This window comes from Yoonia sp. 72, from assembly GCF_034652275.1.
Classification (GTDB): Bacteria; Pseudomonadota; Alphaproteobacteria; order Rhodobacterales; family Rhodobacteraceae; genus Yoonia.
The window spans coordinates 214,076-226,268 of sequence record NZ_JAXIWG010000003.1 but is presented as its reverse complement, the minus strand read 5'-3'; the positions used below and the strand labels follow the sequence as shown (position 1 = coordinate 226,268).

12 protein-coding genes are annotated in these 12,193 nt (G+C 61.4%); 3 read left to right on the top strand and 9 right to left on the bottom strand.

What is annotated here, in order from left to right:
• Window positions 1-48 precede the first annotated feature (48 nt).
• A complete protein-coding gene (locus VCK47_RS13435; protein ID WP_019953499.1) occupies window positions 49-219 on the top strand; it encodes a hypothetical protein in 171 nt (56 codons plus the stop codon).
• Window positions 220-246: 27 nt separating this feature from the next.
• Here the strand turns inward: VCK47_RS13435 and VCK47_RS13430 are convergent, their stop codons facing one another.
• The 7 genes from VCK47_RS13430 to VCK47_RS13400 all read right to left on the bottom strand — a co-directional run bounded on the left by VCK47_RS13430 (window position 247) and on the right by VCK47_RS13400 (window position 8,721).
• Window positions 247-1,365 carry a Gfo/Idh/MocA family oxidoreductase gene (locus tag VCK47_RS13430; RefSeq protein WP_322890369.1) on the bottom strand — a complete coding sequence of 373 codons (1,119 nt, stop codon included), beginning with the start codon at window positions 1,363-1,365 and terminating at the stop codon, window positions 247-249.
• Window positions 1,366-1,375: 10 nt separating this feature from the next.
• Window positions 1,376-2,122, bottom strand: a complete 747-nt coding sequence (locus VCK47_RS13425) for a sugar phosphate isomerase/epimerase (protein ID WP_322890370.1) — start codon at window positions 2,120-2,122, stop codon at window positions 1,376-1,378.
• A gap of 19 nt (window positions 2,123-2,141) precedes the next feature.
• Window positions 2,142-4,514, bottom strand: coding sequence for a beta-mannosidase (locus VCK47_RS13420; protein ID WP_322890371.1), 2,373 nt, complete (start codon window positions 4,512-4,514; stop codon window positions 2,142-2,144).
• Window positions 4,514-5,593 (bottom strand): sn-glycerol-3-phosphate ABC transporter ATP-binding protein UgpC, encoded by a 1,080-nt coding sequence (locus VCK47_RS13415; protein ID WP_322890372.1) that lies wholly within the window; start codon window positions 5,591-5,593, stop codon window positions 4,514-4,516. Before VCK47_RS13415 ends, VCK47_RS13420 begins: the two co-directional genes overlap by 1 nt.
• Window positions 5,594-5,596: 3 nt before the next feature.
• Window positions 5,597-6,496 carry a carbohydrate ABC transporter permease gene (locus VCK47_RS13410; protein WP_322890373.1) on the bottom strand — a complete coding sequence of 300 codons (900 nt, stop codon included), beginning with the start codon at window positions 6,494-6,496 and terminating at the stop codon, window positions 5,597-5,599.
• On the bottom strand, window positions 6,489-7,409 hold the full coding sequence (locus tag VCK47_RS13405; RefSeq protein ID WP_322890374.1) for a sugar ABC transporter permease: 921 nt from the start codon (window positions 7,407-7,409) through the stop codon (window positions 6,489-6,491). Before VCK47_RS13405 ends, VCK47_RS13410 begins: the two co-directional genes overlap by 8 nt.
• Window positions 7,410-7,494: 85 nt before the next feature.
• Complete coding sequence (locus tag VCK47_RS13400) at window positions 7,495-8,721, bottom strand: ABC transporter substrate-binding protein (RefSeq protein ID WP_322890375.1); 1,227 nt, start codon at window positions 8,719-8,721, stop codon at window positions 7,495-7,497.
• A 201-nt stretch (window positions 8,722-8,922) separates the two neighbouring features.
• Here VCK47_RS13400 and VCK47_RS13395 point away from each other — a divergent pair, with 201 nt between their 5' ends.
• Window positions 8,923-9,966 carry a LacI family transcriptional regulator gene (locus VCK47_RS13395; protein WP_322890376.1) on the top strand — a complete coding sequence of 348 codons (1,044 nt, stop codon included), beginning with the start codon at window positions 8,923-8,925 and terminating at the stop codon, window positions 9,964-9,966.
• On the opposite strand, the gene VCK47_RS13390 is transcribed toward VCK47_RS13395, so the two are convergent.
• Window positions 9,949-10,434 (bottom strand): gluconokinase, encoded by a 486-nt coding sequence (locus VCK47_RS13390; RefSeq protein WP_322890377.1) that lies wholly within the window; start codon window positions 10,432-10,434, stop codon window positions 9,949-9,951. The genes VCK47_RS13395 and VCK47_RS13390 overlap by 18 nt on opposite strands.
• Window position 10,435: 1 nt before the next feature.
• On the bottom strand, window positions 10,436-11,281 hold the full coding sequence (locus VCK47_RS13385; RefSeq protein WP_322890378.1) for an LOG family protein: 846 nt from the start codon (window positions 11,279-11,281) through the stop codon (window positions 10,436-10,438).
• An 83-nt stretch (window positions 11,282-11,364) separates the two neighbouring features.
• Between VCK47_RS13385 and dapD the strand changes: the two genes are divergently transcribed.
• Window positions 11,365-12,192: a 2,3,4,5-tetrahydropyridine-2,6-dicarboxylate N-succinyltransferase gene (dapD, locus tag VCK47_RS13380; protein WP_322890379.1), complete on the top strand. Its 828-nt coding sequence runs from the start codon at window positions 11,365-11,367 to the stop codon at window positions 12,190-12,192.
• Window position 12,193 lies beyond the last annotated feature (1 nt).

The following is a 12,193-nucleotide window of genomic DNA, read 5'->3' as shown; positions in this document are numbered from 1 at the left end:
CGCTTTCTGGCTAACGGAAAATTTACCAATTCATGGTGAAAAAGGGGGATGAAACACATCATCCTTGGCCTTCCGCCCGAAATCATGGACGCCCTGCAACATCTGGGCGGCCGCGACGATACAGAGATCCGAAGGATCATCTGCGAAGCCCTGCGCAACGATTTCAATCGCCGTGCCAAAATGGCGCGGGATCGCGGGCGCAAATCCGTCGCCGCCTGAAACTGGCGGCGACGGGTCATAACACCGTCAGACCAGCAGCGCGCGCGCCTGATCGGGCGACAGCGCTGCGGGGCGATCACAGGTCGTGGTCATGTCGATGAACCGCCGTTCTTCGCCTGCGCGCAGGATGCCGGTCATCACATCCACCGCATGGACGGCAAGGTCGATGTTACAGCGATGCGCGCGGCCTTCTGTCACCGCGGTGGCCATATCGGCCAGCCCTGCACAGCGGTAATTGGCGCGGTCGTCCTGATTGGGGATGCCAAAGGGGTGATCCCATGCAGGCAGCGCCGTGATCGCCTTGTCCTGTCCGCCGATTTCCACCGTGCCGCCAAAGAAATTGGGGTCGGGGATGAACAGCGATCCGGTTTCGCCGTAAAGCTCCATATTGGCATGCCGGTGCGCCCAGACGTCCCAGCTGGCACCCAGGGTCACGGTCGCGCCATTGGCGAATTCCAGCAGCGCGTGGATGTTCGTAGGCGTATCCACGGGCACCTTTTCACCCAACCGCGCGCCGTTACCGATGGTCCGTTCGGCAAAGGTCGCGGTGGCAAGGGCCGCCACCGATTTCACAGGCCCGATCAGCTGGATCAGGTTGGTGATGTAATAGGGGCCAATGTCCAGCACCGGCCCCGCACCGGGTTGGAAAAAGAAATCGGGGTTGGGATGCCAGGCTTCCATGCCGTGACCCATCACATGGCAGGTGCCACCGATGATCCGGCCCACATCGCCCGCGTCGATGGCCGCGCGCGCCTGTTGATGCGCGCCGCCAAGGAAAGTGTCGGGCGCGGACCCGATGGCCAGGCCCTTGGCAGCCGCCAGATTGCGCAATTCCTCACCCTCGGCCAGCGTCAGGACCAGCGGCTTTTCCGAATAGGCGTGTTTGCCTGCCTCGAGGATCATCTTTGTCACGGCGAAATGCACCGCCGGAATGGTCAGGTTGACCACCACATCAACATCGGGCGCCTTGAGCAGGTCAGTGACGGTTTCCGCGCGCAGACCGTATTCCGCAGCCCGCGCGCGCGCTGCGTCCATGTTGATATCCGCCACCGCCACCAGCCGCAAAGATTTGAAGATCGGTGCGAATTTCAGGTAGGTGGTCGAGATGTTGCCGCATCCGATGATGCCGACGCCAAGCTGTGTCATGGAATGGTCCTTAGAATGATTGCACGGCAGCAAGGCTGCGGCGGGCGAAACGGGCGTCATCGCTGGGGTTGTCATGTTCGACGACATAGTGATCGACACCGGCCTCTTGCAGTGCGGCGTGGATGGCGGCCCAGTCCATGATGCCGTGGCCCACGTCGGCCCAGCCGTCTTCGTCGACAGCGGTCCCGTCGGCGGCGATGTCCTTGATGTGGGCGGCGGTCAGGCGACCCGCGTATTTCTGAATCCATGCTACCGGATCATGGCCAGCGACACGCACCCAACCCAGATCAAGCTCCAGCATCAGGTCAGGAGAGGCCGCGGCGATCAGGTCAAGCGGCATATCGCCTTCGGGGGTGGGGTCCAGCTCGAAGGCATGGTTGTGCCAGCCGAACACCAGCCCCGCATCCTGCACAGGCTTGCCTGCTTCGGCGAGCCGCGCGCCAAAGGCGGTCCAGCCAGCGGTATCGGTGGGCCGGTTTTCGGGGGTGAGGTATGGCACGATCACCTTGCCGATGCCCAGCGTCTTGGCCGTAGCGATGGCCCCCGCGCTGTCCTGTTCCAGCATGTCCAGCGCGAAATGGCAGCTTGGCATTTGCAGGCCGCTGTCACCAAGCGCGGCCTTCAGCCCGTCGGCATCCGCCAGAAGGCCGCCATAGCCTTCGACATCCTTGTAACCGATCTCAGCCAGCTTGCGCATGGTCTCGGTGAGGGGTGGGAAATTGCGGGAGCAGTAGAGCTGATAGGCGATGCGTGGCATGGTCGTTTCCTTTGTTCATTCAGGCATAGGTGGCGCTGTGCAGGTCGCGCAGCGTGAATTGGGGGGTGCTGGCCGGATCGGCAGGGGTGAAGGTCAGGGTCCGTGTCTCACTCGGCAGCAGGTGCAGGACGTTGCCCGACCAGCGCCCGGCCACATCCGCCTCGAGCGCGACGAAAAGCGCGAGGTTTTGGGTGGTCAGTGTCACGGACAGGCCGTCCAGCAGCATCGTCAGTTCGGGTGCGACAAGGTCGTAGGATTTGAACGGGCGCGGCGCGTGGATGTCGCGGCCTGAAGCACCGCTGTCATCCTGCCAGTGGAAGGTCAGCATTTCATCGGGCGCCAGATCGGCCAAGGGCAGACTGTGCAGATCAACCGCCTCTGCGCCAATGCTCTGCCCGCCCGCCCACAGATCGCGCCGCGCGCCAGCGGGCGTGATCGCCTGCGCGGTCACCTGCACCTGTCGCGCACCGGCACTGTCGTTGATCCCGCGCAGCACGATCCGGTCACCCACCGGCACCGCTGTCACCAGCACCGGCGCATAGAAGGCAAGCGCCATGTGGTGCAGCAGCTTCCAGTCGCCACCGTGATCGAGCGAGGCCCATGAACAGACCGGCCATGTGTCGTTCAACTGCCAGATCAGCGTGCCCATGCAATGCGGCTTCAGGCTGCGCCAATGGGTGACGGCGGTCTTGATCGCCAGCCCCTGCTGGATCTGCGACAGATAGACGAAATCGTCAAAATGCTTGGGCCAGCGGAAATAACGAAACATGGTTTCAGCGATCCGCGCATTGCCGCCTTTGTTCTTCTGGTGGCTTTCCAGCACGGGTGCCGCGATATTCTGGTCCTGCGGTCCGGTGAACCGCCGGATCGCATTCATCGACGGATAGCTTTGAAACCCGAATTCGGAACAAAAGCGTGGAGACACGTCGCGGTAATGGTCGAAATCGCGGCCTTCATGCCAGACCGACCAGAAATGCATGTCGCCGGACCCGTCGTCATGCCATGCGTCGCCGAAGGACATGAGGCCCGGCGATGGTGACGACGGCCACCAGATCGCGGCGGGGTCGGTCTCTTTCAGCGCAGTTTCAATACAGCGGTTCAGCCGGTCGTAATTCACCAGATAGCGGTCACGGTCCTTGCGGCTGACCTCGTACCAGTTCAGCGCGCCGATCAGTTCGTTGTCGCCACACCACAGCGCCAGACAAGCGTGATGCTGGATGCGGGCGACGTTTTCGGCGACCTCTGCCGTGACCTCGGCCAGAAAATCGGGGGTCGAGGGGTAAAGATTGCAAGAGAACATGAAATCCTGCCAGACCAGCAGGCCAAGTTCATCGCAGGCATCATAAAAACTATCGCGCTCGTACCGGCCGCCGCCCCAGACGCGGATCATGTTCATGTTGGCATCGACCGCCGATTGCAGCAGGTCGCGGGTCTTTTCATCACTGATCTGGCCCGCCAGCGCATCGGCGGGAATCCAGTTTGCCCCTTTGCAGAACACATCCCGCCCGTTGACGCGGAATTTGAAACCAAGGCCAGCGGCATCGGGTGTCGTCACCAGTTCAATCTGCCGCAACCCGATCCGGCGGCGGGCGGTGGCGTCACCTGCCGTGATCGTCAGGTCATAAAGCGGCTGGTCCCCCTGGCCCGCAGGCCACCAAAGGTCGGGGTTCTGAATGGTCAGCCTCAGTCGCGCTTCGCCGTTCACGGCAGGGGCCGTCACGCTTTGACCTGCAATTGTCGCCGTCACATCACCCGTGTGATGGGCCGTTGCCACGGTCACATCCAGCACCACCGCCCCGTCTGCATGGCTCTGTGCGACCATCACGCTGTCAATCCGCGCGGCCTGCGATGGCACCACCTGCATCAGCCCGTAAATCCCGAAGGGGGCCAGCGCGATGTTCCAGTCCCAGCCGAAATCGCAGGCGGGTTTGCGCAGCATATTGCCGTTGGGGATCGGGCAATTGTCGGGATGATGCGGCACGGTGAACGGCAAGGCCGCCTGTTTTTCCGCACCCACCCTGACAGGCGAATGAAAAGTCACGCTGATGCTGTTGCGCCCGAGGCGTGCGACAGCCGCCAAAGGCATGCGGTAGCTGCGGAACGCGTTCTCCGCTTGCAAGACGACTTGATCGTTGACCCGCACAGTGGCAACGCAATCCACCTCTGACAGAACCAGATCAACCTCCGTTTCCGACAGGTCAAAATCGCGGGTCGCGGTCCAGTCACGTTCGCAAATCCAGCGCAGATCAAATTCGTTGCGCCCCCAATAGGGATCGGGGATCAGCCCCGCCGCGTGCAGTGCAGAAATCCCGTCAGTGGGCATCTGCATCGCGCAAGCATGGGTGCCGCTGTCGTCCGACAGCGACCATTCGCCTGCCAGATCAAGGTGCATCAGAGGCGATCCTCGGTGGCTTTATCAAAGAGCGACGCGCGCGACGGGTCGATCCCGATGGCCAGAGCCTCGCCCGATCTGACGCGAGCCTGCCCGTCCATGCGGATGCGGAACGGATGCTGGCCCAGCTTGGCATAGATCAGCGTATCGGACCCCATCGGCTCGACCAGATCGACATCGACGCTGAATTGCAGCGGCGCATTGCGCACCAGCTCGCCTGTGACGACATGTTCGGGCCGGATGCCGATGACGGCAGGGCGGTCCGCAACCTGCGGGGCGGCGAATTCGTACCCCGTCAGGGGCATGACCATGTCATCGACCTTGAACTGGCCGCCTTGCACATGCCCGTGCAGGAAATTCATCGACGGGCTGCCGATGAAATCCGCGACATAGAGGTTGCGGGGCCGGTTATAAATCTCGTCCGGGGTGCCCAGCTGCATGATCTTACCGCCTTTCATCACGGCAATGCGGTCGGCCAGTGTCATCGCCTCGATCTGGTCGTGGGTGACGTAGATCATGGTGTTCTGTAACTGGTTGTGCAGGCGCTTCAGTTCGACCCGCAGATCGACGCGCAGCTTGGCGTCAAGGTTGGACAGGGGTTCGTCGAACAGGAACACATCGACGTCACGCACCAGGGCGCGACCGATGGCAACGCGCTGGCGCTGGCCACCCGACAAGGCCCCCGGTTTGCGGTCCAAAAGCGGTTCGATCTGCAGGATCGACGCGGCACGGGCAACGCGCTGTTCGATCTCGGCCTTGGGCAGGCGCGCGTTTTTCAGGCCAAACGACAGGTTACCCCGCACCGTCATCTGCGGATAAAGCGCGTAGGACTGGAACACCATGCCGATCCCGCGCTCGGACGGTTCGGCCCAAGTCACGTTGCGGCCCTTAATGAAGATCTGCCCGTCGCTGACCTCCAACAAGCCCGCGATACAGTTCAGCAAGGTGGATTTGCCGCAACCGGACGAGCCCAGCAGGACCAGAAATTCGCCTTCGTGGATGTTCAGGTCCAGATCCTTCAGGACATTCACCGCCCCGAAGTTCAGTTGCAGTTTCTTGATTTCAACGGAATAGGTCATGGATCAGCCTTTGACTGCGCCGGCGGCGATACCGCGGACAAAAAGTTTGCCAGAGGCAAAGTAGATGACAAGAGGGACAAGGCCCGTCAGCAGCGTGGCTGCCATGTTGACGTTGTATTCCTTGATCCCCTGAACCGAGTTGACGATGTTGTTGAGCTGCACCGTCATCGGATAGGTGGATGGCTTAGTGTAGATCACGCCGAACAGGAAATCGTTCCAGATACCCGTGACCTGCAAGATGATCGCCACCACGAAGATCGGCAGCGCCATCGGCAGCATGATCTGGAAATAGATCCGCCAGAACCCTGCCCCATCGACACGCGCCGCCTTGAACAATTCCTCTGGCACGGATGCGAAATAATTGCGGAACAGCAGCGTCAGAATGGGCATGCCGAACACCGTATGCACCAGCACCAATCCCGACAATTCACCCATCAGCCCGATTTCACGCAGCAGGATCACGATCGGATACAGCATCGTCTGATAGGGAATGAAGGCGCCGATGATGAGGATGGTAAAAAACACCTCCGACCCTTTGAATTTCCAGTTGGACAGCGCGTAGCCGTTCACCGATGCAATCCCAATCGACAGGATCACGGACGGGATCAGGATATTGACGGAATTCCAGAAACCACGGCTGAGGCCATCGCAGTTGATACCTGTACAGGCCTGCGACCAGGCTTTGACCCAAGGCTCGAACGTCACTTCCATCGGCGGGCCGAACACATTGCCCATGCGAATTTCGGGCATGCCTTTCAGCGATGTGACGATCATCACGTAAAGCGGCAGCAGGTAATAGACGCTGACCAGCAGCAGCGTGCCATAGATGAAGATATTGGCGCGCGAAAAGGCGCGTTTTGGTTTCGGCCCGCGCGGGCCAGCGTGCAAGGTTGCGTCAGCCACGTTTCTTGCCTCCGAATTCCAGATATGCCCAAGGGACAAGAATGATGAGCACCGACACCAGCATCATGGTCGAAGCAGCAAAGCCCTGCCCCAGATTCTGCGCGCGGAACATATAGTCGATCACGTATTTCGCAGGCACTTCGGACGAAATCCCCGGCCCGCCATTGGTTTGAGCAACGACCAGATCGTAAAGCTTGATGATGCCGGACGCGATCAGGACAAGTGCGGTGACGAAAACAGGCCGCATCATAGGGATGATGATCCGCAAATATGTTTTCACCGTGCCGATCCCGTCCACGCGGGCGGCTTTCCAGATATCCTCGTCGATCCCGCGCAGACCGGCCAGCATGATGCACATGATCAGCCCCGAGCCTTGCCAGATGCCCGCGATCAGCAGGCCGAACATGACCGTGTCAGGGTCGTTGAGCGGGTTGAAGGTGAAACTGGTCCAGCCCCAATCGCGCACAAGGTTTTGCAGGCCGAAATCGGGGTTCAAAATCCACTGCCATGCCACGCCGGTCACAACAAAGGACAGCGCGAAAGGATAAAGAAAAATGGTACGGAACGCGCCTTCGAACCTGATCTTGCGGTCCAGCAATGCGGCCAGTGTAAAGCCGATCACCAGCGACAGGACCATGCTTAGAAAGCCGTAAAGGGCGAGGTTCTGGATCGACACGATCCAGCGCGCCGTTGACCAAAGCCGTTCGTACTGATCGAACCCCACAAATTCCAGCCGCGGCAACAGACGCGAATTGGTAAAGGAATGAACGACCGTCCATGCCGTGCCGCCGACAAAGATGACCAATGCGGTCAGGATCATCGGAACCAGCGCGACCTTTGACATCAGATTGCGGAACAGCCGGATAGGTCGCTTCGCAGGGCGGGCCTGCGATGGTGCGAGTGTAGTGGTCATTGTCCGTTCCCCCCGGCATGACTTTTTGTTTTTGGGCTAAAGCGGGCCCGGCACGGATGCCGGACCCACCTCTCGGGAGAGGACTTTAGTCGGCGCTGGCGATGATTGCCGCGTAACGCGCCTGTGCGTCGGCGGCGGACATGTCACCAGACCAGAATTCGGCCATCAGATCCTCGATCTGGGTCTGGCTGTCAGGTGTCAGCGACATGTCGCCCGATGGCAGGATGCCGCCGTTTGCCAGAATTTCCAGACCCTTCTGCATGCAGCCGTTTGCGGCAGCCATGTCGATGTCACCGCGCACCGGCAGCGACCCTTTGGCGAGGTTGAAACTAACCTGCACTTCCGGCGAGATCAGCAAGGCGGCCAGTTCAAGCTGGGCAGCAGTGATTTCGGGATCGCGGTTCACAGGGAAATAGAAAGCATCCCCGCCGGTATCCAGAATGGCGTTCAGGCCCAGCCCCGGCAGGCAGGAATAATCGACGCCTTCCTGCATCCCCGCGACCGAGAATTCACCCTGCGCCCAGTCACCCATCAGCTGCGCACCGGCCGTGCCGGTAATCACCATGTTGGTAGCCTGGTTCCAGTCCTGCACGTTCGATCCGCGCGCGAATTCACGCGCATCTGCGACAGCTTCGAACACGGCCGCATATTCGGGGCCGGCGGCGACATCGGCGTTCTTGTTCACCGTGACTTCGCGCCAAGAATCAAGCCCGGCAACGGCAATGGTGATCGCGCCGAAAGCAAGGTTCTGCTGCCAGCCTTGCTGCCCCATCGCCAGCGGCTGCAAGCCAGCTTCGCGCAATGCGGGGGCGGTCTCGACGAATTCGGTCCAGTTGGTCGGGACTGGCACGCCAGCGGTTTCATAAGCGGCATGGCTGAGCCACAGCCACTGCGCGGAATGGATGTTCACCGGCACGCAATAGATCCGGCCATCCAGCGTGCAGCTGTCGAGCAGCGACGACGGGTTGACGATATCGCGCCAGCCACCAGCCTCGGCCACTTCGGTCAGGTCGAGCATCAGGCCCGCCTCGATCAGTTCCTCGGCCTGACGGCCATGGTTGAGCTGGGTCGCGGCCATCGGGTCGCCGCCCAGAATGCGTGAAATGATGATGGGGCGCGCTGTTCCGCCGGACCCGGCAATCGCGCCGTCGATCCATGTGTTGCCCGTGGCGTTCCAGGCTTCGGCGAATTTCGTGACAGCGGCGGCCTCCCCCCCGGATGTCCACCAATGCGTGACTTCAAGTTCGACGGCAGATGCAGCAGATGCGCTGACGATACACGTCGCCGCAAGCAATTTTGTTGTCAGTTTCACGATTCTTTCCTCCCTGGCCTAAATCGTTATAGATCAGCCTATATCGATTTAGATTGACCTCGCAAGAAAAAATACGACAATATAAGACATCAGAGGTGGCGCTTCGGTAACGTCCTGCCCTATATGGGTTTTCGGCCGGAATGGGGGTCTGGTCACGGGTTTTGACGTGACAAGCTGGCGCCACGCAAGGAAAGACACGCCATGGCGTCAAGCAGAACCAGCGCTGAAATCGCGGCCTCGACCGCCGCCGTCAGCGGCAAGCCGACGCTCAAAACGATTGCGCGGATCAGCGGGCTTGCCGTGCCAACAGTCTCTCGCGCCTTGAACGACGCCCCAGATATCGGCACCGAGACCAAGAAACTGATCCGCAAGATCGCCAGCGACATCGGCTATGTCCCAAACCGCGCAGGCGTGCGCCTGCGCACTGGCCGGACCAATGTCATCAGCCTTGTGATGTCCACCGAGATGGATTTGATGAGCCATACCGCGCGGCTGATCTCGTCGGTGGCAGGGGCGTTGCGCGACACGCCATATCACCTGATCGTCACGCCCTATTTCCCCGATCAGGACCCGATGGCGCCAGTGCGGTACATCGTCGAAACCGGATCGGCCGATGCGGTCATCCTCAACCAGATCCGCCCCGATGATCCGCGCGTCAATTACATGATGGAACGGCAGTTTCCCTTTGCGACGCACGGGCGCACCAACCGCGCCGACCTGCACCCCTATTACGACTATGACAATCAGGCCTTCGGCACCCTAGCTGCCCAGCGCCTGATCGCGCGCGGGCGCAAGCATATCCTGCTGATCGCCCCACCCAAGGAACACAACTACGCCCAGCACATGATCGCAGGCGTCAGCAGTGCCGTGCGCGAAGGCGGGATCGACCTGACGATCTCGAGCGCGGTGTCCAGCGACACAAAAAGTGCGGAGGTCGTGACCTTCATCATCGACACACTGACGCGCAATCCGGCCATCGACGCGGTCATCGTCGGATCGACCACATCGGCCATGGCGGCGGTGTCGGCCATCGAACAATGCGGCAAGACCGTCGGTCAAGAAGTCGATGTCTTCGCCAAGGAAGCAGTGCCGTTCCTCAAACTGTTTCGCGCGGATATCCTGACGCTGGCGGAAAAGATCGGGATCGCGGGCGAGTTCCTGGCCAAGGCCGCGATTCAGGCGATCCGCACCCCCGATCTGCCGCCGATGCAGGCTCTGGAAGTACCGTCAGACGATCTGCTCTAGCGCCGCGATGATCGCAGCGACGGGCTGGTCGATCCGCACGGCAATCGTCGGGTTCTGCGGAATTTCCAGCGTCGCATACTGGCTGTCGAGCAGGCTTGCGGGCATGTAATGCCCTTGCCGCTGCGCCAATCGCGCCATCACCACGTCGCGCGGCGCATCAAGATAGGCGATCCGCAGGTCGGGAATGGCCGCGCGGAGATGGTCGCGGTAAGGCTTGCGCAGCGCCGAACAGGCGAACACCACCGGCCCGTCCTGCCGCGCGGTCTGCACCGCCTGCCCCAGCGCATCCAGCCACGGCCAGCGCATCGCATCGGTCAAAGGCTGGCCTGCCGCCATATGCGCCACGTTCTGCGGCGGGTGGTAATCGTCGCCATCCAGAAAACGGCCGCCGATGGCTGTGGCCAGACCGGCCCCGACCGTGGACTTGCCGCAGCCCGACACGCCCATGACCATGATCGCGGGATGCATCTTAGCGCCCCGGGATCGCGCTGCGCTTGGTGCCGGTGCCTTCCCAGGTGTCCATCGCCTCCAGCGCCTCTTCGGCGGTTTCGACAAAACGGAACAGATCAAGGTCGGCGGCGGAAATCGTGCCCGCATCGGCCAGCGCATCCCAGTTGATGATCTTTTCCCAGAACGCGCGGCCAAACAGCAGGAACGGCACCCGGCCCATCCGGCCCGTCTGGATCAGCGTCAACGCCTCGAAGGTTTCGTCGAGCGTGCCGAAGCCCCCCGGAAACACGCAGACCGCCGAGGCGCGCATCAGGAAATGCATCTTGCGAATGGCGAAGTAGTGAAAGTTGAAGCACAGCTCTGGCGTCACATAAGCGTTGGGTGCCTGTTCGTGCGGTAGCACGATGTTGAGCCCGATGGACCGCCCGCCCGCATCCAGCGCGCCGCGATTGCCCGCCTCCATCACGCCGGGGCCGCCGCCTGTGACGATGACGTTTTCGGTCCCGCCGTCCTTCAGCGACCGTTCGGTAATCAGCCGCGCGAATGTGCGCGCCTCGTCATAATAGGCCGACAAGCCCGCAAGCGTTTCGGTCTTGGCGGTGTGCTTTTGCGCGGGCTCGGGAATGCGCGCGCCGCCGAACAGGACGACAGTCGAATTGATCCCCGCTTCGTTCATCAACATCTCGGGCTTGAGCAGTTCAAGCTGCAGGCGCACAGGGCGCAACTCCTCGCGCAAGAGGAATTCCTGATCGGCAAAGGCCAGCGCATAGGACGGCGCACGCGTCTGCGGTGTGTCGGGAATATGGGTCGCGGCCTCGCAATCTTGCTGGCTGTCACGGAACGGATGGCGGCGGTCGTCTTTCATCATTCTTCCTCGCATTGCGCAATCGGGCTGTTCCGGTCTATAGCCCCTTGTAAACATAGACCACACCTTATCCGGAGAATCCCATGTCCAACGCCGCCCTTGAGACCGCCATCGAAGCCGCTTGGGACGTGCGCGACACGATCACCCCCGCGACAAAAGGCGAGGTCCGCGATGCGATCGAAACGACGCTCAATGCGCTCGACAGCGGCACCTTGCGCGTGGCGGAAAAGCAGGGCGACGGGTCGTGGCATGTGAACCAGTGGGCGAAAAAGGCGGTGCTGTTGTCCTTCCGCCTGAATGACATGGAGCCGATTTCCGGCGGCAATGGCGGCAGCACATGGTGGGACAAGGTGCCATCGAAATTCGACGGCTGGACCGAGGCTGACTGGCGCAAGGCCGGTTTCCGCGCTGTGCCGGGGTCCATCGTGCGCCGCTCTGCGTTCATCGGCAAAGGCGTGGTGCTGATGCCGTCCTTCGTGAACCTTGGAGCCTATGTCGATGAAGGCAGCATGGTTGACGGTTGGGCCACGGTCGGGTCTTGCGCGCAGATCGGCAAGAACGTGCATCTGTCGGGCGGCGTCGGCATCGGCGGCGTGCTGGAACCGATGCAGGCCGGCCCCACCATCATCGAGGACAACTGCTTTATCGGCGCACGCTCCGAAGTCGTCGAAGGCTGCATCATCCGCGAAGGGTCGGTGCTGGGCATGGGCGTGTTCATCGGCCAGTCGACGAAAATCGTGGACCGCGCCACGGGCGAGGTCATGTACGGTGAAGTGCCGCCCTATTCGGTGGTCGTCGCAGGCTCCATGCCATCCACCAACGGGATCAACCTTTACTGCGCCGTGATCGTCAAACGCGTCGATGAAAAGACCCGTTCCAAGACCGGCATCAACGAATTGCTGCGCGACTGAC

What these genes read in the sequence shown, in the direction of transcription:
- VCK47_RS13435 (WP_019953499.1), top strand. Translation starts at nt 49, where the DNA reads ATGAAACACATCATCCTTGGCCTTCCGCCCGAAATCATGGACGCCCTG.
- VCK47_RS13430 (WP_322890369.1), bottom strand. Translation starts at nt 1,365, where the DNA reads ATGACACAGCTTGGCGTCGGCATCATCGGATGCGGCAACATCTCGACC.
- VCK47_RS13425 (WP_322890370.1), bottom strand. Translation starts at nt 2,122, where the DNA reads ATGCCACGCATCGCCTATCAGCTCTACTGCTCCCGCAATTTCCCACCC.
- VCK47_RS13420 (WP_322890371.1), bottom strand. Translation starts at nt 4,514, where the DNA reads ATGCACCTTGATCTGGCAGGCGAATGGTCGCTGTCGGACGACAGCGGC.
- VCK47_RS13415 (WP_322890372.1), bottom strand. Translation starts at nt 5,593, where the DNA reads ATGACCTATTCCGTTGAAATCAAGAAACTGCAACTGAACTTCGGGGCG.
- VCK47_RS13405 (WP_322890374.1), bottom strand. Translation starts at nt 7,409, where the DNA reads ATGACCACTACACTCGCACCATCGCAGGCCCGCCCTGCGAAGCGACCT.
- VCK47_RS13395 (WP_322890376.1), top strand. Translation starts at nt 8,923, where the DNA reads ATGGCGTCAAGCAGAACCAGCGCTGAAATCGCGGCCTCGACCGCCGCC.
- VCK47_RS13390 (WP_322890377.1), bottom strand. Translation starts at nt 10,434, where the DNA reads ATGCATCCCGCGATCATGGTCATGGGCGTGTCGGGCTGCGGCAAGTCC.
- VCK47_RS13385 (WP_322890378.1), bottom strand. Translation starts at nt 11,281, where the DNA reads ATGAAAGACGACCGCCGCCATCCGTTCCGTGACAGCCAGCAAGATTGC.
- dapD (WP_322890379.1), top strand. Translation starts at nt 11,365, where the DNA reads ATGTCCAACGCCGCCCTTGAGACCGCCATCGAAGCCGCTTGGGACGTG.